Origin of the sequence: Streptomyces sp. D2-8 (assembly GCF_023184515.1) — a bacterium.
Classification (GTDB): domain Bacteria; phylum Actinomycetota; class Actinomycetes; order Streptomycetales; family Streptomycetaceae; genus Streptomyces.
Window position 1 is genome coordinate 156,960 of the sequence record NZ_JAAHBP010000021.1, and the last position, 26,161, is coordinate 183,120.

The 26,161-nt window shown below is 72.8% G+C and carries 24 protein-coding genes; 15 read left to right on the forward strand and 9 right to left on the reverse strand.

Annotated features, from left to right (window positions below; genetic code table 11):
* Positions 1 to 60: 60 nt before the first annotated feature.
* The 5 genes from acsA to G3I77_RS31150 all read right to left on the reverse strand — a co-directional run bounded on the left by acsA (position 61) and on the right by G3I77_RS31150 (position 6,967).
* A complete protein-coding gene (gene acsA, locus G3I77_RS31130; RefSeq protein ID WP_248508876.1) occupies positions 61 to 1,851 on the reverse strand; it encodes an acetate--CoA ligase in 1,791 nt (596 codons plus the stop codon).
* A gap of 329 nt (positions 1,852 to 2,180) precedes the next feature.
* Positions 2,181 to 3,785, reverse strand: coding sequence for an FAD-dependent monooxygenase (locus tag G3I77_RS31135; RefSeq protein ID WP_248508877.1), 1,605 nt, complete (start codon positions 3,783 to 3,785; stop codon positions 2,181 to 2,183).
* Positions 3,782 to 4,357 carry a hypothetical protein gene (locus G3I77_RS31140; RefSeq protein ID WP_248508878.1) on the reverse strand — a complete coding sequence of 192 codons (576 nt, stop codon included), beginning with the start codon at positions 4,355 to 4,357 and terminating at the stop codon, positions 3,782 to 3,784. The genes G3I77_RS31135 and G3I77_RS31140 overlap by 4 nt, the downstream gene beginning before the upstream one ends.
* A 179-nt stretch (positions 4,358 to 4,536) precedes the next feature.
* The gene (locus G3I77_RS31145; protein WP_248508967.1) at positions 4,537 to 6,012 is read right to left on the reverse strand and encodes a bifunctional aminoglycoside phosphotransferase/ATP-binding protein; all 1,476 of its coding nucleotides are present in this window, start codon (positions 6,010 to 6,012) and stop codon (positions 4,537 to 4,539) included.
* A gap of 79 nt (positions 6,013 to 6,091) precedes the next feature.
* Complete coding sequence (locus tag G3I77_RS31150) at positions 6,092 to 6,967, reverse strand: universal stress protein (RefSeq protein ID WP_248508879.1); 876 nt, start codon at positions 6,965 to 6,967, stop codon at positions 6,092 to 6,094.
* 182 nt (positions 6,968 to 7,149) lie between these two features.
* Here G3I77_RS31150 and G3I77_RS31155 point away from each other — a divergent pair, with 182 nt between their 5' ends.
* The 5 genes from G3I77_RS31155 to G3I77_RS31175 all read left to right on the forward strand — a co-directional run bounded on the left by G3I77_RS31155 (position 7,150) and on the right by G3I77_RS31175 (position 10,971).
* Positions 7,150 to 7,968 (forward strand): universal stress protein, encoded by an 819-nt coding sequence (locus G3I77_RS31155; RefSeq protein WP_248508880.1) that lies wholly within the window; start codon positions 7,150 to 7,152, stop codon positions 7,966 to 7,968.
* Between the two features lie 232 nt (positions 7,969 to 8,200).
* Positions 8,201 to 8,737, forward strand: a complete 537-nt coding sequence (locus tag G3I77_RS31160; protein ID WP_248508881.1) for a hypothetical protein — start codon at positions 8,201 to 8,203, stop codon at positions 8,735 to 8,737.
* Positions 8,738 to 8,788: 51 nt separating this feature from the next.
* Positions 8,789 to 10,186: a nicotinate phosphoribosyltransferase gene (locus tag G3I77_RS31165; protein WP_248508883.1), complete on the forward strand. Its 1,398-nt coding sequence runs from the start codon at positions 8,789 to 8,791 to the stop codon at positions 10,184 to 10,186.
* Positions 10,187 to 10,197: 11 nt separating this feature from the next.
* A complete protein-coding gene (locus G3I77_RS31170; RefSeq protein WP_248508885.1) occupies positions 10,198 to 10,509 on the forward strand; it encodes a DUF1876 domain-containing protein in 312 nt (103 codons plus the stop codon).
* Positions 10,510 to 10,512: 3 nt separating this feature from the next.
* Positions 10,513 to 10,971 (forward strand): Hsp20/alpha crystallin family protein, encoded by a 459-nt coding sequence (locus tag G3I77_RS31175; RefSeq protein ID WP_248508887.1) that lies wholly within the window; start codon positions 10,513 to 10,515, stop codon positions 10,969 to 10,971.
* Positions 10,972 to 11,021: 50 nt separating this feature from the next.
* Here the strand turns inward: G3I77_RS31175 and G3I77_RS31180 are convergent, their stop codons facing one another.
* Positions 11,022 to 11,693 (reverse strand): CBS domain-containing protein, encoded by a 672-nt coding sequence (locus G3I77_RS31180; RefSeq protein ID WP_248508891.1) that lies wholly within the window; start codon positions 11,691 to 11,693, stop codon positions 11,022 to 11,024.
* An 85-nt stretch (positions 11,694 to 11,778) separates the two neighbouring features.
* Between G3I77_RS31180 and G3I77_RS31185 the strand changes: the two genes are divergently transcribed.
* On the forward strand, positions 11,779 to 12,708 hold the full coding sequence (locus tag G3I77_RS31185) for a DUF1918 domain-containing protein (RefSeq protein WP_248508892.1): 930 nt from the start codon (positions 11,779 to 11,781) through the stop codon (positions 12,706 to 12,708).
* A 25-nt stretch (positions 12,709 to 12,733) separates the two neighbouring features.
* Here the strand turns inward: G3I77_RS31185 and G3I77_RS31190 are convergent, their stop codons facing one another.
* A complete protein-coding gene (locus tag G3I77_RS31190; protein WP_248508894.1) occupies positions 12,734 to 13,399 on the reverse strand; it encodes a CBS domain-containing protein in 666 nt (221 codons plus the stop codon).
* Positions 13,400 to 13,417: 18 nt separating this feature from the next.
* Positions 13,418 to 13,879 carry a Crp/Fnr family transcriptional regulator gene (locus tag G3I77_RS31195; RefSeq protein ID WP_248508896.1) on the reverse strand — a complete coding sequence of 154 codons (462 nt, stop codon included), beginning with the start codon at positions 13,877 to 13,879 and terminating at the stop codon, positions 13,418 to 13,420.
* A gap of 213 nt (positions 13,880 to 14,092) precedes the next feature.
* Between G3I77_RS31195 and G3I77_RS31200 the strand changes: the two genes are divergently transcribed.
* From G3I77_RS31200 to G3I77_RS31220, 5 genes are all read left to right on the forward strand, one after another.
* Positions 14,093 to 14,968: a universal stress protein gene (locus tag G3I77_RS31200; protein WP_248508898.1), complete on the forward strand. Its 876-nt coding sequence runs from the start codon at positions 14,093 to 14,095 to the stop codon at positions 14,966 to 14,968.
* A 62-nt stretch (positions 14,969 to 15,030) separates the two neighbouring features.
* Positions 15,031 to 17,430 (forward strand): glycoside hydrolase family 65 protein, encoded by a 2,400-nt coding sequence (locus G3I77_RS31205; RefSeq protein ID WP_248508900.1) that lies wholly within the window; start codon positions 15,031 to 15,033, stop codon positions 17,428 to 17,430.
* 65 nt (positions 17,431 to 17,495) lie between these two features.
* Positions 17,496 to 18,221 (forward strand): hypothetical protein, encoded by a 726-nt coding sequence (locus G3I77_RS31210; protein ID WP_248508901.1) that lies wholly within the window; start codon positions 17,496 to 17,498, stop codon positions 18,219 to 18,221.
* A 136-nt stretch (positions 18,222 to 18,357) separates the two neighbouring features.
* Complete coding sequence (locus G3I77_RS31215) at positions 18,358 to 19,275, forward strand: potassium channel family protein (RefSeq protein ID WP_248508902.1); 918 nt, start codon at positions 18,358 to 18,360, stop codon at positions 19,273 to 19,275.
* A complete protein-coding gene (locus G3I77_RS31220; RefSeq protein WP_248508906.1) occupies positions 19,275 to 21,905 on the forward strand; it encodes a cation-translocating P-type ATPase in 2,631 nt (876 codons plus the stop codon). The genes G3I77_RS31215 and G3I77_RS31220 overlap by 1 nt, the downstream gene beginning before the upstream one ends.
* A gap of 6 nt (positions 21,906 to 21,911) precedes the next feature.
* Here G3I77_RS31220 and G3I77_RS31225 read toward each other — a convergent pair whose 3' ends face one another.
* Positions 21,912 to 22,526 carry a CBS domain-containing protein gene (locus tag G3I77_RS31225; protein WP_248508910.1) on the reverse strand — a complete coding sequence of 205 codons (615 nt, stop codon included), beginning with the start codon at positions 22,524 to 22,526 and terminating at the stop codon, positions 21,912 to 21,914.
* A 441-nt stretch (positions 22,527 to 22,967) separates the two neighbouring features.
* Here G3I77_RS31225 and G3I77_RS31230 point away from each other — a divergent pair, with 441 nt between their 5' ends.
* The 4 genes from G3I77_RS31230 to G3I77_RS31245 are packed head-to-tail and all read left to right on the forward strand — an operon-like array spanning position 22,968 to position 26,161.
* The gene (locus tag G3I77_RS31230; protein ID WP_248508912.1) at positions 22,968 to 23,426 is read left to right on the forward strand and encodes a hypothetical protein; all 459 of its coding nucleotides are present in this window, start codon (positions 22,968 to 22,970) and stop codon (positions 23,424 to 23,426) included.
* The gene (locus tag G3I77_RS31235) at positions 23,423 to 24,355 is read left to right on the forward strand and encodes a V-type ATPase subunit (protein ID WP_248508914.1); all 933 of its coding nucleotides are present in this window, start codon (positions 23,423 to 23,425) and stop codon (positions 24,353 to 24,355) included. The genes G3I77_RS31230 and G3I77_RS31235 overlap by 4 nt, the downstream gene beginning before the upstream one ends.
* Positions 24,342 to 25,739, forward strand: a complete 1,398-nt coding sequence (locus G3I77_RS31240; RefSeq protein WP_248508915.1) for a V-type ATPase 116kDa subunit family protein — start codon at positions 24,342 to 24,344, stop codon at positions 25,737 to 25,739. Before G3I77_RS31235 ends, G3I77_RS31240 begins: the two co-directional genes overlap by 14 nt.
* The gene (locus G3I77_RS31245) at positions 25,736 to 26,161 is read left to right on the forward strand and encodes an ATP synthase subunit C (RefSeq protein ID WP_248508916.1); all 426 of its coding nucleotides are present in this window, start codon (positions 25,736 to 25,738) and stop codon (positions 26,159 to 26,161) included. Before G3I77_RS31240 ends, G3I77_RS31245 begins: the two co-directional genes overlap by 4 nt.

A 26,161-nucleotide genomic window follows, 5' to 3' on the forward strand; every position in this document is an offset into this window, starting at 1 on the left:
TCTTCCCGGGAGGCTTCGGGGTTCCTGGGGCCTTCTTGGTGCGGGTGTTGCGGGCCACGCTCATGAGGATCCCTCCAACGTCGACAAGTCGCCGGTGGGCAGGCCGAGTTCACGTGCACGCAGCAGGCGGCGCATGACCTTGCCGCTGCGGGTCTTGGGCAGGTGCTGGTCGAAGGCGATCTCACGGGGCGCGACGGCCGGGCCCAGCCGGCGACGGGTGAAGGCCAGCAGTTCCCGCTCCAGGTCCGGGGCGGCATCGATGCCGGGCCGCAGCGATACGAACGCCTTGACGACGCTCCCGGCGACAGGGTCGGGCCGGCCGATCACTCCGGCCTCCGCGACCGCCGGGTGTTCCATCAGCGCGCTCTCCACCTCGAACGGGCCGATGAGGTGCCCTGCCGACTTGATGACGTCGTCGGCGCGCCCCACGAACCAGTACCAGCCGTCCGCGTCCCGCCTGACCAGGTCGCCGGTCAGATACCAGCCGTCGGTGAACGCGGCCTCGTAGCGCTTCTTGTCGTGCAGATAGCCGCGGAACATGGACGGCCAGCCCGGCCGCAGCGCCAACTCGCCCTCCACGTCCGGTCTGTCCACCTCCGTCACCCTGCCGTCGGTGATCAGCGCCCGGCCGTCCTCGCCCTGCTTCAGCACGGTCGCCTCGACACCCGGCAGCGGCCGCCCCATGGAGCCGGGCCGGATCTCGCAGGCCGCGAAGTTCGCGATCATGATGCAGCCGGTCTCGGTCTGCCACCAGTTGTCGTGGACCGGCAGGCCGAGCACGTCCCGGCCCCACACCACGGCCTCGGGGTTGAGGGGCTCGCCGACGGAGGCGATGAACCGCAGGGCCGACAGGTCGTAGGAGCGCGGCAGGTCGTACGGGCCCTGCCGGGGGGTGGCGCGCATCAGCATCCGCAGGGCCGTGGGCGCGGTGTACCAGACGCTCACCCGCTGCTCGCCGAGGATCCGGTACCAGCGTCGGGCGTCGTAGTCGCCTTCGTCGACGACGACCGTCACGCCGTGGACGAGTGGGGCGACGATGCCGTACGACATGCCGGTGACCCAGCCGGGGTCGGCGGTGCACCAGTACACGTCATCGGCGTGCAGGTCGAGCGCGTACGCGGCCGTGGCGTAGTGGGCCACGACCGCCTCGTGGACATGGACCGCGCCCTTGGGGGTGCCGGTGGTTCCGCTGGTGAAGTGCAGCAGCGCCATGTCCTCCGGGGAGGTCGGCGGGACGGTGAACCCGTCCGGGGCGGCGGACATCAGTTCGTCGAAGGAGAGCGTGCCGGGGAGCTCCTCGGCTCCTGGCCCGACGATGATGACGTGTGCGAGGAGGGGGAGCGACGTCCGCCGCTCGGCGACCTTGCGCCGGTACAGGGGCGCGGTGGTCACCAGCACGCGGGCGTCGCCCAGGCTCAGGCGCTGCTCGACCGGGTCGGGGCCGAAGGCGGAGAAGAGCGGGCACAGCACGCTGGTGCTCTTCAGCGTGCCGAGCACCGCCGTGTAGAGCTCGGGGCAGCGGCCGAGCAGCGTGAACACCCCGTCCCCGTGGCCCATGCCGAGTGAGCGCAGGACGTTCGCGAAGCGGGCCGTACGGCGGGCCAGCTCGGCGTACGTGACGGTCGAGAGGACGTTGTCGCGGGACAGGCACCGCAGCGCGACCTTGTCGCCCAGGCCCGCAGCCACATGGCGGTCGATCGCCTCGTGCGCGATGTTCAGCCCACCGCCGGGCAATCCGGTCAGAGCGGTGTGGGCCCGCGCCCAGGTGAAGTCGGCCCGGGCGCGGTCGTAGTCGGTGAGATTCGGCGGAACGGCCGGTGTGGTGTCCTTGGAGATCTTCTCCCAGCGCATGGGCGTTCCTTCCGACGCCTGCCCCACTCCAGAGTCCCCCAGCCCGGGCCGGGTCGCACCGCGGGCCCATGCCGCCCGGGCACAGGTCGGGACTTTTCGGGTCGGCATCCACGGGTGGAGCCGAGGGCCGCCCGCTTCTCGCGGATCCGGATTGCGTGGTGCGCGGTTTCTCTCCGCTTCGCCGCATCCCATTTCAGATGCCCTCGGCTCACTTCCATAGCACCACGACCCGCCGATGTGCAGTAGGGCCGAACGGCCCAGGCCGCGCAGCCGACTGGGCCATTCGTTGCAGCACACCCGGGACGCCCGGACGCCCGGACGCGCAACCGTCACCCGGCGTCGTCCGGGCGCCGCGGCCGGCCCGGTGGCTGTTCCGCGGCGCAGATCAGTGACAGCCAGCCGCTCAGCCCGGCCGCGTCGACCTTCCCGCACCGGAAGCCGACATGCCCGTCCGGGCGGACGGCCACCAGGCCGCGGCCGGGACTGTTCGCGAGCCTCAGGGTGGTGACGTGGGGACCGAGCACCTCGGGTGGTGGTGGGGCGGCGTCGCGCTGCAGCAGCAGGTGCACGCCCGGGCGGGCCAGGAGCGCGTGCAGCCGTTGTGGAGGTCCGCCGACGCTGACGGTCGCGTCCGGCAGGCGGTCTCCGGGTCGGGGAGCGCCATGGAGGTGCGGTGTCTCCTCCACCGACAGGGGGCTGCGCCGGTAGGTCACCCGTAGCTGGGAGATGACACGGACCCCCTGGGCGACCAGCCGCCGCCGCTGCAGGACGACCGGCACGAGCAGGGCTGCGCGCGCAGCGGCGGCCGCACGCAGCCACGAGGGGGTCCGGCCGGTCGACGCCTCCGCCCAGAACGCCGTGTGGGTCAGGATCAGCCGTCGGCAGGCGGCCGGCCTGCGCTCCCCGTCGTAGGAGTCGAGCAGCACTTCCGCATCCGGCCCGCCCGTGGAATCGTGCGGGCGGCTCGCCGCGAAGCCGAGCTTCCAGCCCAGATTCACCGCGTCCTGGACGCCGGCGTTCATACCCTGGCCGGTGGCCGGTGAGTAGTTGTGTGCCGCGTCGCCCGCGAGGAAGAGCCGCCCCCGGCGGAACCGCCGGGCGAGGCGGAACTGCAGCGGCACCCGCGCCGACCACGCGAGGCGCTCGATCCGTGCGTGAAGTCCGGCGTCGCCCAGAAGGCGCTGGAGCTCGGTCCTCGGGACGGGGGGTCCGGGCTGGCCGAAGTCCGGCTCGGGCCCGCCGTGAGAAGCCCGCGTGGCCAGGAGCCGCCAGGTGGCCTGCTCGCCCAGCGGGAACAGGAACAGCAGCCCAGGGCGTCCGGCGAACAGCTGGGCACCGGATCCGCCGGGGGTGCCGCTGAGGTCGAGGTCGGCGAGCACCACCTCTTCGGTGTAGGGCCTGCCGTGCCACCCGATGCCGGCGCAGGTCCGCACGGTACTGGCCGGGCCGTCGCAGCCGCCGACGAAGAGGCAGCGGATCTCCTCCGTGCCCCTCGGCGTGCGCAGTACGGCCCGGGCGCCGTACCCGTCATCGCGGACGGCGACCAGTTCGGTGCTTCGCTCCACCGCCACCCCGCGGTCGGCCAGTGCCTGCGCCAGCACCCTCTCGACGTCCATCTGCCGCACGAGCGACAGGTGCGGGAACGCCGTGTCGGGCAGCGCGAGGTCCGCGAGGCTCGCATCGACAGCGCGGGAGCCGAGGTGAAGGGTCGCCGTCGGGGCGGTGTCCGCCTGCTCCAGCAGGGCGTCCGTGACACCGAGGGGGCGCAGGACTTCCAGGGTGCGTGGATGCATGATGAGGGCACGGGAGGGCCGGAACGCCTCGGGGCGTCGCTCGACGATCCGGACCCGTGCTCCGTGGTCGTGGGCCTGGAGAGCCAGGGTGAGGCCGGTCGGACCGGCCCCGACCACGAGGACGTCCACCGCGGTCGTCACGCCGTGCCCTGTATCCGCCACCAGTCCGCGGCGTCGTCGTCCGGTGCCAGGCCGTCGGCCGGGCTGGGTCCCGGGTCGGCGAGGACGTCGTCGCGGCGCAGGCCGGGCAGGACGGTGTAGCGGATCGAACCGGGCACGCTGACCAGCGCCAGCACCCGCCACAGGGAGCGCGCGTAGTGTTCGGCCCGCTCCGGACCGTCCCACTCGTACACCCCGCGGTAGCGGTCGCGCTCGTCGTGGGCCAGCCACAGCTTCGAGGTGAAGCCGGGGAAACCGACGAACAGCGGGGTGTTCAGCAGGCTCTCCGCGCGGAACAGGGCGTGCGCGGGCCCGCGGACCAGGCGCAGCCGGAAGGTGACCACCAGTGTGCACGGGTCCTTGGCCAGACCGCTGCCGAGGCGCGTCTCCCGGTACACCCGGGCCGAGGTGCCGTCGGCGAAGTGGAGCCGCGTCCCTTGCCGTTCCCTCGGCAGACGGACCCGGCGCCCCGCGAGCAGCCCAAAGGTGGAGAGGAAGCAGGCGGCCACGGATCGCCATGCCACGCCAGGGGCGAGTGGCCCTTGTTCACCCATGATGGCCTCCTCCCGAAGAGCCGCAACGGGCGTACGGTGCGCGGCCCTGCCAGGCCTCCTGCGGGGCCGGGATTCCCCCGTACCCACCACCCTGAGGGAAGGCACCGCGTCCCGCGAGACCTGGTGACGCCGGCCGGCAAGCGGCTGCCGCCCGGCTCCGCGCGGGCGCCCCGACTCGCCTAGTCCGGCTCCATGTAGGGGCGACGGAAGACCGGGGCCCCGCTGTCGGCGTGTGGGCGGATCGCTGCCAGGGCCTGGACCACCGCGGCCTCCAGGGAGCCGCTCGTGTCGATCCCGACGGCCTCGGGCCACGGCTGTTCCGTCGCGGCCATGGTGGTCGCCACGTCCACGCCGGCGTCGGACGCGCCGGGCGCGCGCGTGGCGAGGCGGGTCGCGGTCACCTCGCCCGGGACCTGGCAGTGCAGGGCGACGAGGCCCGCGTGGGCGCGTTCGGCCACCCCCAGGGCGGCTTCACGCTGTCCCGCGTCGTGCCACGTGGCGTCCAGGACGACGGACTCACCCTGGGACAGCAGGGTCGACGCGCGGTCGAGGAGGGCCGCGTACGTCTTGCTGGTCCATTCGGGTGAGTACAGACCCTCGCCGTAGGCGGCGCCGGCCGGCTGCTCCGCCGGGATGCCCGCCAGTTCCTTGCGGAGGCGGTCACTGCTGAGCAGAGTGACGCCGAGGCGATCGGCGAGCGCCCCGGAGAGCGTGGACTTGCCGCTGCCCGGGAGCCCGCCGACGAGGGTCAGGCCGACGGCGGAGGCGCGCAGATGCCGCAGGGCGGTGGTGACCAGCCGGCGTGCCGCCGCCTGCGCGCCGGGCGTGCCCTGGCGCGCCTGGATCAGGGAGACCTTGGCCCGGACGAACGCGCGGTACGCGACGTAGTGGTGGCGCAGCGAGGGAGGCGCCGGGTCGCCGGAGTACGCGCCGTACTCGGCGAGGAAGAACGCCGCGGCTCCCGGGGCGCCGAGCTGTTCCAGGTCCATGGCGAGGAAGGCGGCGTCGTCGAGGCCGTCGACGTGGCGGAGGCGGTCGTCGAACTCCAGGCAGTCCAGGACGCGCGGGCCGTCGTCGAGGCAGAAGATGTCCTCGGCGAGCAGGTCTCCGTGGCCGTCGACCACCCGCCCCTGCGCGATCCGCCTGTCGAACAAGGGCTCGCGGCCGGCGAGGTAGCGGCGCACCGAGCGCTCGATCTCCTCCACCCCGTCCGGCGCGGAGCCGTCGTCGGCCAGGGCACGGACCTGGGCGAAGCTCGCCTCCCAGCGCGACGACAGCGCGTCGCGCGTCCCCTGCTCGTCCACCTCCCGGCCGCGGGGTGCGCCCGCGTGGTGGGTGGCGAGCAGCCGGGCGACGGCCCGTAGCACGTCGTCGACGGCGGCGCCTTCCCGCACGAGCCGGGAGAGGCGGCGCTCCTCGGGCATCCGGCGCATCACCACGACGGGCTCGGGCACGTCGGTGTCCGGGCCGCTGAATGCGCCGACGCCGAGGTAGACGTCGGGGGCGAAGCGGCGGTTGAGGAAGACTTCCCGCTCACATGTGGCCCGCCGGGCGGCCACCGTGGTGTGGTCCAGGAACGTCAGGTCGACGGGCTTCTTCACCTTGTAGGCGCGGTCCCCGATGAAGAGCACCACCGCGGTGTGGGTCTCGCGCACCTCGGCGCGCGGAGGGGACGGGGGCCCGGGGGCTTCCACCCGCCGCGCCGACGCCATCGGCCCCCCGGCGTGGTCCGGCTCAGTCATGGGGGACGACGGCGACCGGGCAGGGAGCGTGGTGCGCGGCGGCCTGCGCCACGGGGCCCAGGCGCGGTGTCAGGTGAGGATGGTGCTTGCGTCGGCCGACGACCAGCAACTGGGCGCCCGCGGTCGCCGCCACGACGGCCTTGGCGGGGCTGTCCAGACGGACACTGTCGGACACGGTGACACCCGGGAACTTCTCCCGCCAGGGGCGCAGGACCTGCCGCAGGTCCTGATGCGCCTCATGCCGCTCCTCCTGGGTCACGGTGTGGTCCACGCCCCAGGGCGTGTACGCGTGCAGCGGCATGCTGCGGCCATGGAGCGCGCGCACCGGCACGCCTCGCGCCGCGGCGGTGGTGAAGGCGAAGTCGAGCAGGTCGTCGCAGGGGCCGTGCAGTTTCAGGGCCACCACGACGTCGCCCGGGGCACCGGACAGGGACCTCTGCTCGTCTTCCGGCCGCTCGGCACGCACCAGGACGACGGGCCGCTCGGATCGTGCGACGACGGCCAGGCTGATGTCGCCGAGAAAATAGCTCGTTAGGGCGGCCAGGCCCTGCGAGCCGAGCACGAGCATCTCGGACTCCGAGGCGGCGTGGAGCAGTGCGTCCTGGGCGTCGTCGGCGACCAGGTTGCCGACGACGGTGAGGCCCGGATGCCGCGCCTGAAGTTCCGCCTGGGCGTTGTGCACGAGCCGCTTCGCCCAGTAGTTCTGATCGACTTCCGCGGGGGTGGCGGCCGGTTCGGGCGCGAGCATGGGCCACGCGTGCAGCAGGCGCAGGGTGAGATTGCGCCGCTCGGCTTCGTCGGCGGCCCAGCGGGCCGCGGCAAGGCTCGCGGGTGATCCGTCGAGGCCGACGGTGAGGACTCGTTCCATGGCGACTGCCTCCGTCTCGTACGAAGCTGGAAGGACGGTGAGCGTGGTCACAGTCAGGACTGCCGCACCACAGAACACGGCGCTTCTCCATCGAGGACTACCCCAGATCTCCTCGCGGCGCATGTGGTCCGGCAAGGCGGCGCTCCTACGGGCGCGAAGTCCGGAAGAAGGAGGTGGCGGCGGTGACGGTTCCCCTGGTGGTCGGCATCGACGGGTCAGAGGCGAGCCTGGAGGCGGTGGACTGGGCCGTGGACGAGGCGGTCCGGCACGACGTGCCGCTCCATCTCGTGCACGCGGCCGCGACGGAAGACGAGGCACGCGACCTGGTCGCCGTCGCCTCGGAGCGAGCGATCAGGAGCTCCTCCGCGGTGAAGCTGTCCAGTGAGGTTCTGCACGGGGACGCGACGTCCGTCCTGGTCGACCAAGGGCGCAACGCCTTCGCACTGGTACTCGGTTCGAGAGGTCTGGGAGATCTCGCCGGGCTGCTCCTGGGCTCGGTCAGCCTGTCCGTGGCCGCTCACGCGGACTGCCCGGTCGTCGTCGTGCGCGGCGGCGCGGAACACCGCGCCGGCCGGTTCGCAAGCGTCGTCGTCGGTGTAGAGGACGGGGAGGGCAGCGGAACGGCCGTGCAGTTCGCATTCCGCGAGGCCCACGCGCGGGGCTGTGGTCTGGTCGCGGTGCACGCCTGGAGCGTCCCGGTCGGAACCCCGGGGCCCCCGGGCCTGTCCGGATACGCCCTCCAGGCCATGCAACGCCCACCGGCCCAGGTGCTCGATGACGCGGTGCGCGGCCCTGCGGAGCGGTATCAGGACGTGCCGGTGAGCAGCGAGGTGGTCGAGGGCTCGGCACGGCAGGCCCTCTTGGCGGCCGCGGCCGATGCCGACCTGCTCGTCGTCGGGGCCCGCAGGCGCCACGGACATGTGGGGCTGCAACTGGGTTTGGTCAATCACGCGGTGCTGCATCACGCGCCGTGTCCGGTCGTGGTCGTGCCCCAGATCTGACCGGGGACGGCCGACGGGGCGAGGAGCCCGGTGGGTCGAGTGGCCGGTGGACAGGGACCTTCGGCCCCGTGATCGGGCTCCGCCGACGTTGCAAGGTGGTGGGGGAGACAGACGGGGCGGGGACGCACCAGCAACAGCTGGAGGCCAGACCATGAGCACACAGGATCCGCCGCAGGGATCAGGTCCCCACCGACCGCACCGGGAGAAGCACCCGCCGGACGGCGCGAACCCCATGACGCGCAGGTCCGATCGGGTCGAGACCTGGTGCTCCCGTCTCCTGCTGGCCGTGCTCGTCCTCGGACTGCCCGCGGCTTCGGTGAGCGCGGGGACGGCCGTCCACGAGTCGACGATGCGCACCGTTCGAGCCCAGGCCGCAGAGCGGTCCCAGATCACCGCACAGGTGACCTCGGCCCCGGAGGCAGCCCCGGGCAGCGCCGCGGACGAGAGACAGCAGGTCCAGCTCAGGTGGACCGATGAAGACGGCCGGCAGCGGACGGGAACCGCCCAGGTGGCACTGGACGAGACCGCCGGCTCGACCGTACGGATCTGGGTCGACCGCGAAGGAAACGTCACGGTCCCACCCATGTCCGCGAGCAACGCGCAGGTCACCGGCTGGATGATGGGCGGCATGACGGCGGCCGGCGTCTACGCCGGCTTCGTCGCGGCCCGCAGAGGGGTGCGCCTGGCGCTGGACCGCAGAAGGTACGCGCAGTGGGACGCCGAATGGGACCGGGTGGAGCCCCTCTGGTCCGCGCGGTTCCACAGGTGACGGGCGACAGGCAGGCCCCGTCGCCGGGACGTCGACCAGGAAGTGACGCTCATGTCCGATGCGACGACCACCGACCTGTACGAGGTCACGATGGCGATGTCGTACCTGCGGGAGGGGATGACCCACCCGGCGACGTTCAGCCTGTTCGCCCGCGCTATGCCGGCCGACCGCGGCTTCCTGGTGGCCGCCGGGCTGGAGTCGTCCCTGGACTTCCTGTCCGGGTTCCGGGTCGGCCCGGAGGACGTCGACGCCTTCGCCTCGGTCCTGCACCGTTCGGCGCGTGATCTGGAGCCGTTGCTCGGTACGGAGTTCACCGGCCGGGTCCGGGCGGTGCCGGAGGGTCGGATCGTCCTGGCGGGCGAACCGCTGCTGGAGGTGACCGCTCCGCTCCCGCAGGCCCAACTGGTCGAGACGTACGTCCTCAACCACGTCAACCACCAGACGACGATCGCCTCGAAGGCCGCGCGATGCGTCCTGGCCGCGGCGGGACACCCGGTCGTGGACTTCTCACTCCGCCGCACCCACGGCCCCGAAGCCGGCTACCAGGCCGCCCGTCTGAGCGCCATGGTCGGCTTCACCGGAACGAGCAACGTGGCGGCGGCCACCTCCGAAGGGCTGACGGCCGTCGGCACCATGGCCCACTCGTACGTCGAGGCGTTCGGCACCGAGGAGGCGGCCTTCCAGGCCTTCGCCCGGGCCCACCCCGGCCCGGTGACGTTCCTGGTGGACACCTACGACACCGAGGAGGGGGTCCGGGTCGCGGCCCGCGTTCTGCGGGACCTGGACCGCGGGCCCGGCTCGGCCGTACGGCTGGACAGCGGCGACCTGGGAGCCCTGGCCGTGCGGGCACGCGCCCTCCTCGACGCGGGCGGACTGCCGGACGTACGGATCATCGCCAGCGGCGGCCTCGACGAGTACGGCGTGGACGAACTGGTCCGCTCCGGAGCACCGATCGACGTCTACGCCGTCGGCACCCGCGTCGGGGTCTCGGCCGACGCCCCGTTCCTGGACTCCGCGTACAAGCTGGTCGAGTACGACGGCCGGCCGGTGATGAAGCTGTCGTCGGCCAAGGTGACCGCACCCGGGCAGAAGCAGGTGTTCCGCGGCCCCGGATACGCCGACGTGATCGGCCTGCGTGACGAGCGGCCGCCGGGGGAGGGCGTACCGCTGCTGGAGACGGTGATGCGGGACGGGCGGCGCACCGGCGAGCGCCCCACTCTGGACGAGAGCGGGGAGAGGTTCGCCGCCGACCTGGCCGGGCTCCCGCCCGCCGCACGGCGCATCAGGGACCCCGTCGCGCCACAGGCGGGGACCTCGGATCAGCTGACCGCCCTCGCCGACCGGGTCCGGCGTCGCATCGAAGACGCGGTCGGGGCCACATCCGTGGACGCGGACCCGCGCAACCACGAGCGGAGCACCACCGGATCCCGGCGCTCCGTACGGAGATGAGGAGGACCGTGATGCCGCATACCGTGGAATGGAGGGTCCGCCTCCACCTCTTCGAGGAGGAGGGAACGACCAAGGCACATGTGGTGCTGGACACCGGGACCACGGAGCTGTCCGGGCACGGGGACGCGCACCGGAATCCCGTGGACATGGATGTGCCGGAGATCGGTGACGAGCTGGCTGCGGGCAGGGCCCTGCACGACCTCGGCCGGCAACTGGTCGACATCGCCGAACGGGACATCGAGGGCATGAGCACGGCCGCAGCCGGGCGGCGAGCACGTCCGGAGCCCGGCTGGCCGACGCCGGATCAGATGCAAGGAGGATGACCGATGACACAGCCTGCCCGTCGCAGCAGGGGTTCGCTTCCGGTATGGGACCCCTTCCGCGAACTGGAGGAGCTGCACACGCGCATGGACCGGCTCATGCAGTCCGCCTTCCCCGCCGGCGCCGAACTCGGCGGCGCCGGGGTATGGGCGCCGCTGGCCGACATCGAGGACACCGAGGACGCGTACCTGGTGGAGCTGGATCTCCCCGGCGTGGCCAAGGACGACATCACCGTGGAAGTCACCGACTCCGAGATCGATGTCCACGGCGAGATCAAGGAGAAGGAACGCGCCGGTGTGGTGCGGCGCCGCTCCCGCCACGTCGGGGCGTTCGACTACCGCACGAGCCTGCCGCCGAACACCGACACCGCACACGTCAGCGCCGAGCTGACCAACGGAGTTCTCACCGTGCGGGTCCCGAAAGCCGAGAAGGGCACGGCGCAACGCATCGAGATCTCCGGCTGACACAGGGGCGGGGCAGGCCGCGACGGCGCGGGCACGGTCGCTGCCTGCCCTCATCCCCCGGCGGAACCCCCGGAGCCCTCTGCCGGGTACGTGATGTGCCCCGCGACGGAGACCACGCCGTCGACGCTCCGGCACAGACGCTCGATCACCGGGATCAGGTTCCCGTCCTCGACGGATCCACCGAGGCTCACGTGCCCTTCGTGCACCTCGACCGTCACGTCCCAGGCGACCGGCCCCAACGTTCGCCGCAGCACGTCCCCCGCGATCTCGTCGCGGATGGCGTCGTCACGGCGCAGGAAGATCCTCAGCAGGTCACCGCGGCTGACGATGCCCAGCAACCGGTCCGTCTCGTCCACGACGGGCAGTCGCTTGACGTTGTGGGCCGCCATGACGCGGGCCGCCTCGACCACGGTCCATTCCGGACGCGCGCACACAGCGGGCGCCGACATCAGCTCCTCGGCCCTGGCGCCTTCGGCCTTGGCACGCTCCCACGCCTCCGGATGCGGGACCGGCGCCAGCCCGGACGGGTCCGTCTGAGCCGAGGACTTGCGCAGCAGGTCGGCCTCGGACACCACGCCGACGGGGCGATCGAGTTCGTCGACCACGGGCGCGGCGGTGACGTCGCTCTCGGTGAGCAGCCTGACGATCTCCTTGAACTGCGTGTCGCGCCGTGCTCGCACGACGTTCCGGGTCATGAGCTCTTCGACCGTGCGGTGGTGCATGTCGCCTCTCCCTTCCGCCCGTGCGGCGGCACGCCGCCCGTGGGACGTTGGGTTACAGGAGCATTCTGAGGAAACGGCGGCGATCATGCGAGCTCAACTGGGCGATCAACTCGTGGTCGAGAGCCCTGCCACCGGCGTCACCAGGCGGGACGGCGAGATTGTCGGACTCCACCATGAGGATGGCACCCCACCCTATGACGTGCGCTGGTCGGACACGGGCGAGGTGACCCTCGTCTTTCCCGGCCCCGACGCGCACATCCATCACATCGAGCACGGACCCGGCACCCCACACGAGCCCTCCCGGACACGCACCGACCGGGCAGCCGGGCGGACCGGCACCGAGCCCCGCACCACCGCGCCGGGCAGGCCGCCCAACCCCGGTGACATCGGACGTCGCGTCGCCACCGAACGCGCACGTCAGGGACTGACCCGCGAGGAGACGGCCCGCCGCGCCGGAATGGCGCCGGAATACCTGGCCTATCTCGAGGAGCAGCCGGCCGACCCGACCGTGGCCAGTCTTGTCCGCCTGGCCGACGCGCTGGGTACCACCAGCGGCGCTCTGCGCGGCGGCGGTGTCGACCTGCCGCCCGGCCGGGGCCAGGCACTCCCGCACCCCCGGCTGGTGGAACTGGGCCGTGACGCATGCCGCGCCCTGCTCTCCACGCACGGCGTGGGGCGCGTCTCGGTGTCGACACCCGACGGGCCGGCGGTGGTGCCGGTGAACTACGAGGTCGTCGACGACGCGATCGCGTTCCGGACCGCGCCGGCCCTGGTCCCGGCGATGGCCGTGGGATCGGACGTCGCCTTCGAGGTCGACCAGGTCGACACGGCCATGAGCCAGGGCTGGAGTGTGCTGGTCGTCGGGCCCGCGCGGGAGGTCACCGACCCCGCGGAGGAGGAAAGGCTGGCCGGACGCGCCCACACCGGGCCGTGGCCGGGAGGTGAACGCGCGATGTGGGTGTCGATCCGGCCCACGCGCATCACAGGGCGCCGTATCACGCCGGCCGAGCACTAGGCCGTGTCCGCCCCTGCCGACGCACCTACTGCGGAGGTTCCGAGTCCGACTCGCCCGTGAGATGGGGATCGACGTCCACGACGCCCTCCACGGCGCGGATGAGCCGTACGGCGACCGAGATCAGCGAGGTGTCGCGGATGTGGCCGCGGAGGGTGACGACTCCCTCGTGCACATTCACGTGGATGCCGTGGCTGAAGCCCGGGAACAGGTAGGACACCACGGTGCGCCGTACCTCCTCCTCGATCTCCTCGTCCGGCCGCAGGAAGACCTTCAGCAGATCGGCACGGCTGACGATGCCCTGGAGCATGTCGACTTCGTCGACCACGGGCAGCCGTTTGACGTGCTTGACGGCCATGATCCTGGCCGCCTCGGCCAGCGTGGCGCCGGGGTGGACCGTGATCGCGGGTGTGCTCATGAGCTCCTCGGCCGTCACGGCCCCTGCCTTGGCGATGTCGGCCAGGCGCCGGCGCTGCTCCACGAGGCCGGGGTCGCTGTCGTGGAACTCCTCCTTGGCCAGCAGGTCGGCCTCGGAGACGACCCCGATGACACGCCCTTCTCCCTCCAGCACCGGCATGGCGCTGACCTTCCACTGCTCCATGGTCCGGACGATCTCCTTGAACGGAGCGTCACGTCCGACCGCCACGACCGTCTGCGTCATCACATCGCTCACGATGTGAGGGGTCTCGGGCACTTGGGCCTCCTCGCCTCGTCAGGGCACCTCGCCCGCGCCGTAGGGCGCGTACAGGTCGAGCAGCCGCACCCGGGCGGACCTGAGCCGGCGTGCCAGCACACCGAGGACGTAGGTCGTGAGTTCGTGATCCAGCTCCGGGTCGGCGGCGCACAGCTCACGGACCGCAGCCGCGTCGAACTCGTAGGCCCGCACCGGGCTGCCGGCCTCGGCACCCAGATGCCACTGGTGGGGAGGCAGCAGCCAGGACCAGCCGAGCAGCCGTCCGGCGCCCAGGGTCTCGATGACCGCCGCCTGCCTGCCGGGCACGTGAAGGTCGAGGGACACCGTGCCCGTGTGGATGATCCAGAAGCGGTCGGCCTTGCCGCCCTCCTCGAAGATGCGCTCGCCCATCGCGAACGACACCTCGCGAGCGAGGGTCATGAGCCGCTCACGATGCTCCTTGGTCATGGCGCCGAAGACGCCGGTCCTCGCAACCACCATGGACTTCCCTTCGCCATGACCTCGAAGCGGAGGCGGGCTCGTGTCCGGTCACGGACGGCCGCATGACTCCACGATCGTCGCAATTCGGCACGGTGCAACCCGGGCCGAGATCTCCGACCGGGTCCCGCCCACGTGTCGCGACAGGCCCGGGGCGGTGCGACCGTGTTCACAGGGGGTTCTCAGCAGTGGCCAGGCAGGAAGGCGGTGGAAACCATGGAGCTGCCACTGGTCGTGGGCGTCGACGGATCGGATTCCAGCCTGGAGGCGGTGGACTGGGCGGTGGACGAGGCGGCGCGCCACGGGCTGTCCCTGCGGCTCGTCTTCGCCTCGCTGTGGGAGCGCTACGAGGGAGCCCGCCCGTCCTTCAGCACCGACCGCGCGGCCGACAAGGTCATGGCCGAGCACATCACGGCGTCCTGCGCGGAACGTGCCCGGCTGCGCGACCCCGAGGTGAAGGTGTCGAGCGAGGTACTGCCCGACGACGCCGCGTCCGCGCTGCTGCACGCGGCTCATGAATCCTTCGCCCTGGTCACGGGTTCCCGCGGTCGCGGCGAGATCGCCGGGTTGCTGCTGGGATCGGTCGGCCTCACCGTGGCCGCCCGTGCCGTGTGCCCGGTCGTCGTGGTCCGCGGTGGGAGGCGGAACCAGCAGGGTTCCTACGGCCGCGTGGTGGTCGGCGTCGGTGACGCCTCCGACGGCTCGGCCGCCGTGCGCTTCGCCCTCCGCGAGGCCGAGGCACGCGGCTGCGCCCTGCACGCCGTACGGGCCTGGCGCCGCCCCGCACATGAGCACGCGGACAGTCCCTTGATCGTGGACGACGCCGCCGGTTCACAGGAAGAACGGGCATCCGCTCTCCTCACCGAGGCACTGCGCGACGCCGCGGAGGACGACCCGCAGGTGGAAGTGGAGCGCCAAGCCGTCGAAGGCCCCGCCCACAAGGTCCTCCTGGACGCCTCGGCCGATGCCGACCTGGTGGTCGTGGGTGCCCAGCGGCGGCACGGTCACTTCGGCCTGCAACTCGGCAGGACCGCCCATGCTCTGCTGCATCACGCCGCATGCCCGGTCGCCGTCGTCCCGCAGCGAGACTGAGCGCCGCCACACGGGCTCACGCTCCCGCACCATGCGTGAGGGGAGAAGGCGAGGGGCGACGGATGCCGGAGTGGATCTGGGAGTACGAGGGATACGACCCTGATGCCGAGCGGTTGCGCGAGTCGTTGTGCACGCTCGGCAACGGCTACGTCGCCACCCGCGGCGCCGTGCCGGAGAGCAGGGCGGGCCTGGTGCACTACCCGGCCACCTACGCCGCCGGGGTCTACAACCGCCTGGAGTCGACCGTCGCGGGACGCCGCGTCGTCAACGAGGACCTCGTGAATCTTCCCAACTGGCTGCTCCTGCGGTTCCGTCTCCGCTCCGCCGACGGATCGGCGGGCCCCTGGTTCTCGCCCGACACTCACCGGTTGTCCGACTACCGGCACACCCTGGATCTGCGCCGAGCCACACTGACGCGTACCTTCCGGTACCGGGACGACGAGGCGGGCATGCTGGGCGTGGAGCAGAGTCGCCTGGTGGACATGGCGGACCCCCACCTGTGCGCGCTGCGGACCGTCCTCACGGCCGAGGAGTGGTCGGGCGAGGTCGAGGTCGAATCCGTCCTCGACGGCGATGCGACCAACAGCAACGTCCACCGCTACCGGTCGCTCAACGGAGATCACCTGACCCGGATACGGACGGGAGAGGCGGGCACCGACACGACGTGGCTGCGGTGCCGGACCAGCAGCTCCGACATCGGTATCAGCATGGCGGCGCGCACGGTCGTCGTCGGGCAGTCGCCCACGTCGTCCGAGCTTCGCCCGTCCCGTCACCGAGCCGTCCACCGACTGGTGATCCCGATCGCTCCGGGACGGCCCGCCGTGGTCGAGAAGACCGCGGCCCTGTTCACCTCACGCGACCCGGCGATCGGTGACCCGCTCGCCGCGGCGCTCGACCGCGTGACCACAGCCGGGGACTTCCCGGCGATTCTCGCCTCCCACGTCGCGGCGTGGGCGCGGTTGTGGCGCCGCGCGGACCTCCAGGTACCCGGAGACGCGGGCCGTGTCCTGCGCCTGCACCTGTTCCACGTGTTGCAGACACTGTCGCCGCACACCGCGGAACTGGACGTGGGCGTGCCGGCCCGCGGACTGCACGGCGAGGCGTACCGGGGCCACGTCTTCTGGGACGAGCTGTTCGTCCTGCCGTATCTGAACCTGCACCTCCCGGAGGTCTCGCGGGCCCTGCTGAACTACCGTCACCGGCGCCTTCCCCAGGCCTGCCGAGCCGCTCACGCGGCAGGCCGGAGCGGGGCCATGTACCCGTGGCAGAGCGGCAGCGACGGCCGTGAGGAAACCCAGCAGCTGCACCTCAACCCCCGTTCGGGCCGCTGGCTGCCCGACAACTCCCGGCTCCAGCACCACGTCGGCTCCGCCGTCGCCTACAACGTGTGGCAGTACTGCGAAGCCACCGGCGACACCGAGTACCTGCACACCAAGGGCGCGGAGATGCTGTTGCAGATCGCCCGCTTCTGGGCGGACAGCGCCGAGTTCGCGCCCGAGGACGGCCGCTACCGCATCCGCGGCGTGGTCGGCCCCGACGAGTACCACGACAGCTACCCCGACGCCGCCCGGCCGGGACTGGACGACAACGCGTACACCAACGTCACCGCCGCCTGGGTCCTCGGCCGCGCCCTCGACCTCGTACAGCGCCTGCCCGCATGGCGCCGAGAGGAACTGTTCGAGCGCATCGGGCTGGACGGCGGCGAACTCCCCGCATGGGACGAGATCTCCCGGCGGTTGCGGGTTCCGTTCCACCGGGGCGTCATCAGCCAGTTCGACGGGTACGGCGATCTCGCCGAGCTGGACTGGGAGGCGTACCGGGCGCGCTACCACAGCATCCGGCGGCTGGACCGGATCCTCGAGGCCGAGGGCGACACCGTCAACCGGTACCAAGCCTCCAAGCAGGCCGACGTGCTGATGCTCGGTTACCTCTTCTCGGCCGCCGAGCTGCGGGACCTGTTCCGCCGCCTCGGCTACGCCATGGACGACGCGATCTGGCGCAGGACCGTCGACTACTACCTCAGGCGCACGAGCCACGGATCCACTCTCAGCGGCCTCGTCCACGCCTGGGTCCTCGCGCGGGCCAGACAGGCCGAAGCCTGGAGGTACTGCCGGGAAGCCCTGGAACAGGATGTCGCCGACCTCCAGGGCGGCACGACCGGTGAAGGCATCCACCTCGGTGCCATGGCCGGCACCCTGGACCTGGTGCAGCGCGGCCTGACCGGACTGGAGCCCCGCGAGGACGCCCTCCGGCTGGACCCGGTGCCCCTTCCGGCGCTGTCCGAGTACGGGTTCTCGCTGCGCTACCGAGGCCACTGGGGCGTGAGCGTACGGCTGCAGCGCGGACAGCTGCGGCTCGGCGTGCCCGACTCGGAGGAATCACCGATCCGTGTGGTGCTGCCCGACCGTGCCGTGACCGTCGCGCCGGGAGAGGCCTGCACGCTCCAGCTTCCGCAGGACTGATCCGTCCGGTACGCCGATGGGTGCGTCCTGATGCCGCGGCGTGAGACCTGTTGCACACTTTCGGCATGCCCGAGGAGCAGTCGCAGCCGCCCCCTCCCGAGTCACTGCTGCAGGTGATCGACAACCTCGCCCGGTTCCACCGAGAGCATGAGGAGTACTACTCACAGGCCCCGTTGCGGCAGGCCGGCGAACTGCAAGCGCGATCCCGGGCGCTGAAGGCCCTGGCCGACCGGTGGAGCGTGGTCGAGGCCGGTGAGCAGACCTCGGCGATCCCGTTCGCGGGGGCGGAGGATCTGAACGCTCCGGGGCTCGTGGCGGAGTCGGGGATTCTCTTCATGGAAGGGGAGAACGAGCCCGCCGAGCTCCGGAGGCTGAAGCGCGAAGTCGGACTGGTCGCCGACGAGACCGCGCACGGCGGTGTCTGGCTGGCCCGGGCGATGGAGCAGGCCTGGGAGATCGCGGGTGGTCTGGCCGCTCACCCGGCGCTTGCGGACCTGCTGGGGGAGCGGCACCGGATCATCGCCAATGACTGGCAGGCGGCCGGCCTGCAGGCTCTGGTGGCGCGGCTGCTGCGCCGCGCACTCGACCTGCTGACCCAGGTCGACTTCTCTCCGGCGGCGCTTCGAGCCGACCTGCGAAGCGGGCGGAAGGCCCCCGCCTACCTCTATTCGGCTTCCGAGCTGCTCGACCGGGCTGCCGACCTGATGGCGGAGTCGGCGACGCTGGTGCACGAGAACGAAAGGCGCTGGCGCATGTTCCGTGCGCGAGTTCACGAGTTGCAGGCCGGGTGAGCCGGCGGACACCGGAGTGGTCTCGTCGCGAGAGATCCGGGTTCGGCGAGCAGGGTCGGCACGGGTGGCAGGGCGGCGGCCTTCGCCGTCGGCGCCGCGGCGGTCCGATCCGCGCCACAGGCCGTGGGAGACGCGCATGGAGTGGTTGGTCTCACTGGCGGGAGCCGGGCTGGTCATGGCCGCTCTGCGAGACCTGTTCCATACCCTCTGGCACCCCACACGGCACGGCGGCCTGAGCCGACTCGTCATGACCGCGCTGTGGAGACTCTCCCATCATGTGCGGGCGCGCAGGCGCGTGGCCGGACTCGTCGGCCCGCTCGCCATGGTGACGGTGGTCGGTATGTGGGCCACCACGATCATCCTGGGCTGGGCCATCGTCTACTGGCCCCACATGCCCGAGGCGTTCACCTTCACCGGCGGCTCACGGCCCGCGCAACAGGTGGACCTGCTCGACGCTCTCTACCTGTCGCTCGTCACCGTGGCCACTCTCGGACTCGGGGACGTCGTGCCGGCCGAGGGCTGGCTCCGCGTCGCAGCGCCGTTGGAAGCGCTCGTCGGGTTCGCCCTCCTGACCGCCACCGTCTCCTGGGTCCTCGAGATCTATCCGGCCCTGACCCGCAGAAGAGTCCTGGCGGTCCGTCTGGCTCTCCTGCGCGGCTCGGACCCGGCAACGGAGCAACTCGACTGCGCTGTGGGGGCTCTGCTGCTGGACGGCCTCGCCACCGAGGTCGTGCGGGTCCGCATCGACTTCACCCAGTACGCGGAGGCGTACTACTTCCATGACGGTGAGGACCACGCCTCACTGGCGGCCATGGTCGGCTACGCCTTGGACCTCGCCCGGCGCGGGCAGGCCGCCAGGCGGCCGGACGTGCGTCTCACCGGCGACGTGCTGGCCGGCGCCCTCGACGACCTCGCCGACGTCCTGGACCAGCGCTTTCTGCACACCGGTGGCACCCCGACGGACGTCTTCGCCGCGTACGCCGCCGACCACGGGCGCAGTCTCACACCCCCTGAACGCCGCAACGGTGGTTCCCTGCACGGCGGGAGCCGTTGATGGCGGGCGAAGCCCGGGACACGACACGTTCCGCTGCGGGACTGCCGTCGGCCGAGGCCGCGCGCCGGCTGACGCGCCACGGGCCCAACGAGATCCCGTCGGAGCCTCGCGCGCCGGTGTGGCGGCGTGTTCTGCAGCAGTTGCGCGACCCGTTGATCCTGGTGCTCCTGGTGGCCGCCGCTCTGACGATCGCCACCGGTGATCTCTCCGATGCCGCCGTGATCCTGCTCGTGATCACGGTGAACACCGTGGTCGGTGTGGTGCAGGAGGTGCGGGCGGAGCAGGCGGTCATGGCCCTGTCCGCGATGAGCGCCCCCGCGGCCAGGGTGGTGCGGGACGGCGAGGAACGCTCGATCCCGGCTGCCGAGGTGGTGCCGGGTGATCTGGTGCTGGTGGCCGAAGGCGACATCGTGCCCGCCGACGGATACGTCCTGGCAGGCGCGTCGCTGCTGGCGGACGAGTCCTCGCTGACGGGTGAGTCCGTACCGGTGGAGAAGGCCCCGGACCCCGACGTGACGCGGGGCACGGTGTCGGCGGGCACGGTCGTCGTCCGGGGACGCGGCCGCGTCGTGGTCACCGCCACCGGGGCGCAAAGCGCCCTCGGACGGATCGCGTCGCTGATGGGCGCCGCGCCCGGTCTGACGCCGTTGCAGCGCCGGCTGGCGAGGTTCGGCCGGGTTCTGGCGGCCGTCATCGTGGTGCTGTGCGCCGTCGTCCTCGCTCTCGGGCTGGTGCGCGGGCAACCCGTGGAGCTGATGATCGTGGCGGCCATCAGCCTCGCCGTCGCGGCCGTACCCGAGTCGCTGCCCGCCGTGGTGACGCTCGCTCTCGCGCTGGGCGCCCGGCGGATGGCCGACCGGTCCGCCATCGTCCGCAGGTTGCCCGCGGTGGAGACCCTCGGCTCCGTGACCGTGATCGCCACCGACAAGACCGGCACCCTGACCGAGGGCCGGATGGCGGCCGAGCGGTTGTGGACGCCGCGCGGGGAGGCCGCGGTCGTGGGTACGGGCTACGAACCCGGGGGCCGGGTCGTCCGCGACGGCGAGACGGTCACCGTGGGTGACGCGCCTGATCTGGCGGAGCTGCTCCGTGCCGCGATGCTGTGCAACGACGCGGCGCTGGAGCCCCCGCCGGACGGTTCCACGGAGTGGCGAGCGCTGGGCGATCCCACGGAGGCCGCCCTCCTCGCGGCCGGGGCCCGCCTCGGGCTGGACCGGACGGCGCTCGACAGCGAACTGCCGCGAGTCGAGGAGATCCCGTTCGACAGCGGCCGCAAGCGCATGACGACCGTGCATCACAGGCCCGAGGGCGGCCTGCGAGTCGCCTGCAAAGGGGCACCGGAGGCGCTGCTCCGGCCGCGGGTACTGGCCGACGGTCCGGACGTACTCGCCCGGGCGGCGGCCCAGGCGGCGACGCTGGCACGAGGCGGGTACCGGGTGCTCGCCGTCGCCTCGGCCGACCACGAGGAGGGGGAAAAGCCGCCGGGGACGTGGGAGTCGGGCCTGTCGCTCCTGGGTCTCGTCGGCATCCTCGACCCGCCTCGCAGCGCGTCGGAGGCGACCATCGCCGCCTGCAAAGCGGCCGGCATCGTCCCCGTGCTGATCACCGGCGACCACCCGCTGACCGCACATGCCGTGGCCGGGCGCCTCGGCATCGCCACCCGGGACGAGGAGGTCACCACCGGCGAGCGGATCCGCGAAGGCACGGCGGGCGAACTGACCGGCGTACGCGTCTACGCCCGCACCACACCCGAGCAGAAGCTGGACATCGTCCAGGCGTGGCGCGGTGCGGGGCACGTGGTCGCGATGACCGGAGACGGCGTCAACGACGGCCCGGCACTGCGCCGGGCCGACATCGGCGTCGCCATGGGACGGCGCGGCACCGAGGTGGCACGCCAGGCGGCCGATCTCGTGCTGGCCGACGACAACCCGGCCTCCATCGTGTCGGCCGTCGAGGAGGGGCGCCGGGTCTACGCGAACGTGCGCCGGTTCCTGCTCTACGGGCTCGCCGGTGGAACCGCGGAGATCGTGGTCATGCTCGTCGGGCCCTTCCTGGGGATGCCGCTGCCGCTGCTGCCGGCGCAGATCCTGTGGATCAACCTGCTCACGCACGGGGTGCCCGGTGTCGCGCTCGGCGCGGAGCCCGTCGCTCCGGACGCGATGCGACATCCACCGCGGCCGCCCGAGGAGAGCGTGCTGGGCGCCGGGCTGTGGCCGCGGATCCTGTTCATGGGGGCCTTCGTCGCCGCGGTGACCCTGGTGGCCGGGGTGTGGGCGCGGGAGACGGGACGCCCCTGGCAGTCCATGATCTTCCTGGTTCTCGGCGCGACCCAGCTCGGCGTGGCGCTGGGTTCCCGGGCCCGTCCGGGGAGTCTGGCCAACCCCTTTCTGCTGGTCGCCGTGGGCGCGGCCCTGGCCCTTCAGGCGGCCGGGGTCTATCTGCCCGTCCTGCGGGACTTGCTGGGTACGGAACCGCTGTCGTTCGCCGAATTCGCGATCGCCTGCGCCTTGTCCGGCCTCGGCCATGTGGTCATGCGGGTGCAGACGCGGCTGTGGCCGGAGCGGGTGCCGCGAGCCGCCTCGACCGGACCCGGCGGTCCGGGTGGTCGGCCTCCTCGCTCCGCTCCCTGAGTGCCGTTACTCCGCGTTGAGGTGGTCGACCACGTCGGTGACGTCCTCGATGTCCCGGATCGCCTCGACCAGCTGCGGGACGAGTGCCGTGTCCAGCCTGCCCGCCAGGGTCACGACGCCGTTGTCCACCGCCACCTCGACGACGTCGGACGCCGGGAGGAACTCGCGCCGCAGGATGCGGGACTCGATCTCCTCGCGGATCTCGGCGTCGTCGCGGACGAGCGACCGGAGCAGGTCGCTGCGGCTGACCGCACCGACGAGCCGACCGTGGTGGTCCGTGACGGGCAGCCGCTTGAGTCGTGAGCGAGCGGCGGTCCAGGCGGCGTCGGCCACCGGATCCCCCGGGTGGACGGTGACCGCCGGGTAGGTCATGAGGGTGGCCGCGGTCTCACCCCGGCTCTTCTCGTAGAGGCGGTGTTCCCGGAGCCTGGCGAGGGGACCGGCCCGGTGCGGGACGGCCATGACGGCGGCCTTGGCGAGGAGGTCGGACTCGGACACCACCCCGACCACGTGGTCCTCGGCGTCCACGACCGGAACGGCGCTCAGCCGCTCGCGCGAGAGCGTGCGGGCGACGTCGAGGAACGGAAGGTCGCCGGGGACCGAGACGGCCGGCACGCGCATGACGTCGCGTACGTGCGGCGATTGCGGTGCCCGTCCCCCGGTTCGGTGCCCGGCACGGGTGGGCGGCGTGTCCGCCGGCTCGGCTGCGGGCTCGCCCGCCTCCGTCGCCGCCTCCGCGGCCGCGGCGTGGGCGAGGGCACCGAGATAGCGCTGCAGCAGGTCCTGGCGGTGCTCTTCTTTTGGTGTCCAAGGGCTGTGCGGGGCGGCGCGACGGGCTTCCCGTCCAGCGGCTCGGTGTTCGAAGTCGCTCACGGCAACCTCCCGAAGAGCACGGCCGGTCACCTACCCGGCCAGTGTCCCACCGATCCCGGACGCACGCCCCCGTACGGCCGGGGACCGCGTGCGCGGCGCGGGCCGACGCGACACCTCCGGTCCCGGAGCGGAGACTTGAACCGAGAGCCGACATGAGGGGAGCCCATGGAGGGATTCCGGGATTTCCTGATGCGCTTCCGACCGGCGGGATCGCCCGGCCGGGCGGCGCCCGGGGGCGTGCCCTCGGATCGCTCCGCGCAGCTCTCCGCCGAACTACAGCCGCCACTGGCCCTGTTGGAGCAGGCCGAGGCCGAGGCACGGACCGTACGCGAAGGGGCGGCCCGCCGCGCCGAGCAACTGCGGACCGAGGCCGCACAACAGGCCGGGGAGATCATCGCGCGGGCACGCTCCGGGGCCCACGACGTCCGGGTGGAGGCCGCCGACCGGGTACGCCGCGCCGCCGAGACCGAGGCGGCGGAACTCCTCACCGCCGCCGAGCGGGACGCGGCCGCCGTACGACAGCGGGCCGAGACGCGCATGCCCGCCCTCGTGGACCGGGTGGCGGCGCTCGCGACCGAGGAACTCGTGCAGGCCGGCGCGGCTGTCCAGGGCCCGCGCGGCGAGCCCGGGGGAAGGGGCCCGGGGTGAGCGCCGGATGGGTCGCCGGTGTCACCCGGTCCCGGGCCATGCGGTCGAGGAGTCTCGGCACGGCGGGGGTCCGGGAGGTGGCTTCGGCCCCGACCCTCGACGACGCACTGCGCTACCTGAGCGGCACGGCCTACCGGCGCGACCTCGATCCCGGGGCGTCGCTCGCCGAGGCCCAGCGAACGGTCGGAGCGACGCTGCTGTGGCACCTGCGCGTGCTCGCCGGATGGCAGCCACGCGGTGGTGCGGCGGCGATCCGCGCGCTCGCCGCAGGGTTCGAGATCTCCAACGTCGAGGACCGTCTCCGTGCGTTGTCGGGTGCGGATTCCGCCGGGTCCTTCCGGCCCTACCGGCTCGGCACGCTGGAGACCGTGTGGCCCCGGCTGTCCCGGGCCGGATCGCCGTCCGAGCTCAGGTCCGGGCTGGCCGCGTCCGTGTGGGGCGACCCGGGCGCCGATTCCCCCGCCGCGGTGGCCACGGGGATGCGGGTCTCCGCCGCGGTGCGCACCGCGGCCGCCGTGCCGGAAGCAGTGCGCTGGGCGGCGGGGCGGCTCGCTCTCCTGTTCGCACGCGAGGTGTTCCTCCTCGGCCGCCGGCCGACGGAACCCTCCGTCCGGCGGGCCGCCCGGCTGCTCGGGCAGGACGCGGTGAGCGCGGCCTCGTACTCCGACTTCCGGCAGCACCTGCCCGGCACGGCGCGCTGGGTGGTGGAGGGGCTCGACGCCGCGTCCGACCTGTGGCGGGCGGAGGCCCGCTGGTGGGACCGGGTCGACAGGGACGGCGCCGAGCTGCTGCGCGCCTCCCGCCTCGGCTCCGGGCCGGTGGTGGGCGCCGTCGCGGTGCTGTCCACGGACGCCTGGAGGGTGCGCGGGGCGCTGGAGCTGGCCGCCCGGGGAGGCGGACCGCCGGAGGCCTTCGATGCGCCGGCCTGAGGTGATGGTCCCGGTCCGCATGCGGCGCGTGGCGATCCTCGCCCCGCGCCCGGCCCTGAGGGACACCCTGGTCCGGGTCGCCGAGGCGGGCTGCGTCGAGATCGACCCGGTCGACGGCGGCGCGCGGGGCGCGGCGGCCGGCAGACTGCAGCGCCTGCGTCAGGCGCCTGCCGAAGCCGTCCTCAGCGTCGGGCCGCCCGACCTCGACGCACTGGAACGCGCGGGCCGGGTGGATCTGCTGGCGGGCGAAGCCCAGCTCGAGGAGCGGCTCCGCGGCGTGGTCCAGCGCGGCGGGGTCGGCGCGCTGGCCGGGTGGTGCCCCGCCGCCGAGGTCCCCGCGACCGCCGAGCGCCTCGCCGGTGCGGGGGCGGCGCTGGTGCCGCTGAAGGCACCCCGCGGTGTCGACCCACCGACCCTGCTGCGCACCACCGGCGCGGTACGGCGATCGTTCACGCCGCTGGTCCGCACGTACGGCACGGTGCCCTACGCCGACCTCGACCCCACCCTGCCCGCGGGCATCGTGTACGTGGTGATGTTCGGCGTGATGTTCGGCGACGCCGGACACGGCGCGCTGCTGCTCCTGGCCGGGCTCCTGCTGCGCGCCGGCCGGCCGCGCAGGGCGGCGTCGCTGCACGCGCTGTGGCCGTTCGTGGCCGGGGCGGGGCTGACCAGCACCCTGGCCGGACTGGCCTACGGCGAGTTCTTCGGCCCGACCGGTGTCCTGCCGGTGCTCTGGCTCGACCCGCTGGACGAGCCGATGCGGCTGCTGGCCGCCGCCGTCGCTCTCGGCGCCGCACTCCTGGCGCTGGCGTACGGGGCGGGGATCGTGAACCGCTGGCGGGAGAACGGGCCGTCGAACGCCCTGTACGCGGCGTCCGGCATCGCCGGGGCGGCGCTCTACCTCGGGCTCGTCCTGAGCGTCGGCGCGGGGCTGCTGGGCCGCACCGGCTACGCGTTCGCGGGCGCGGCCGTCGCTGCCACGGGGCTCGTCCTGGCCGGAACCGGGATGTACCTGGCCACCGCGGGCGGCCCGGGCGGCGCCGCCCAGACCGGCATCCAGCTCTTCGACGTGGTGGTACGCATCGGCTCGAACCTCGTGTCCTTCGCACGCCTGGCGGCCTTCGGGCTCACGCATGCCGCACTCGGCGACATCGTGTGGCGCGGCACGACAGCGCTGGCGGGGGCGGGGGCCGCCGCGCTCGTGGCGGCGATCCTGGTCTTCGCCGTCGGCAACGCCCTGGCCTTCGCTCTGGAGGCGCTGGTCGCCGGGGTGCAGGCGTTGCGGCTGGAGTTCTACGAGCTGTTCTCCCGGGTCTTCGAGGCACAGGGCCGTCCCTTCCACCCCTGGCACCTGCCCGTACAACGCACGGAGGCGTCCTCGTGATCACCTGGCTCATCGCCCTTCCCGTCATCGTGGTGGTCTGTCTCGTCACCCGGCTGCTGCTGCGCCGGTCCGGGCGGGCGGCCCTGCGGCTGGTGATCGCCGCCGACGCCCTCCTGTTCGTCGGCGCGTTCGCGCTGCTCGCGGTGGCACTCGGCAGCGGGGACGCACAGGCCGCCGCGACGGCCACGGAGGTCGCGCAGGACTCCGGATCCGGCTCCGCCGCGCTGATCGGCGCCGCGATCTCGGTGGCCGGAGCATCGATCGGGGCGTCGATCGCCGTCGCCTACACAGGTGCCGCGGCCATCGCCGCCCTCAGCGAGCGGCCCGAACTCTTCGGCCGGGCCATGGTGATCGTCGGCCTCGCCGAGGGCATCGCGATCTACGGCCTGGTCGTCGCGATCATCCTCATCGGAAGGGCATGA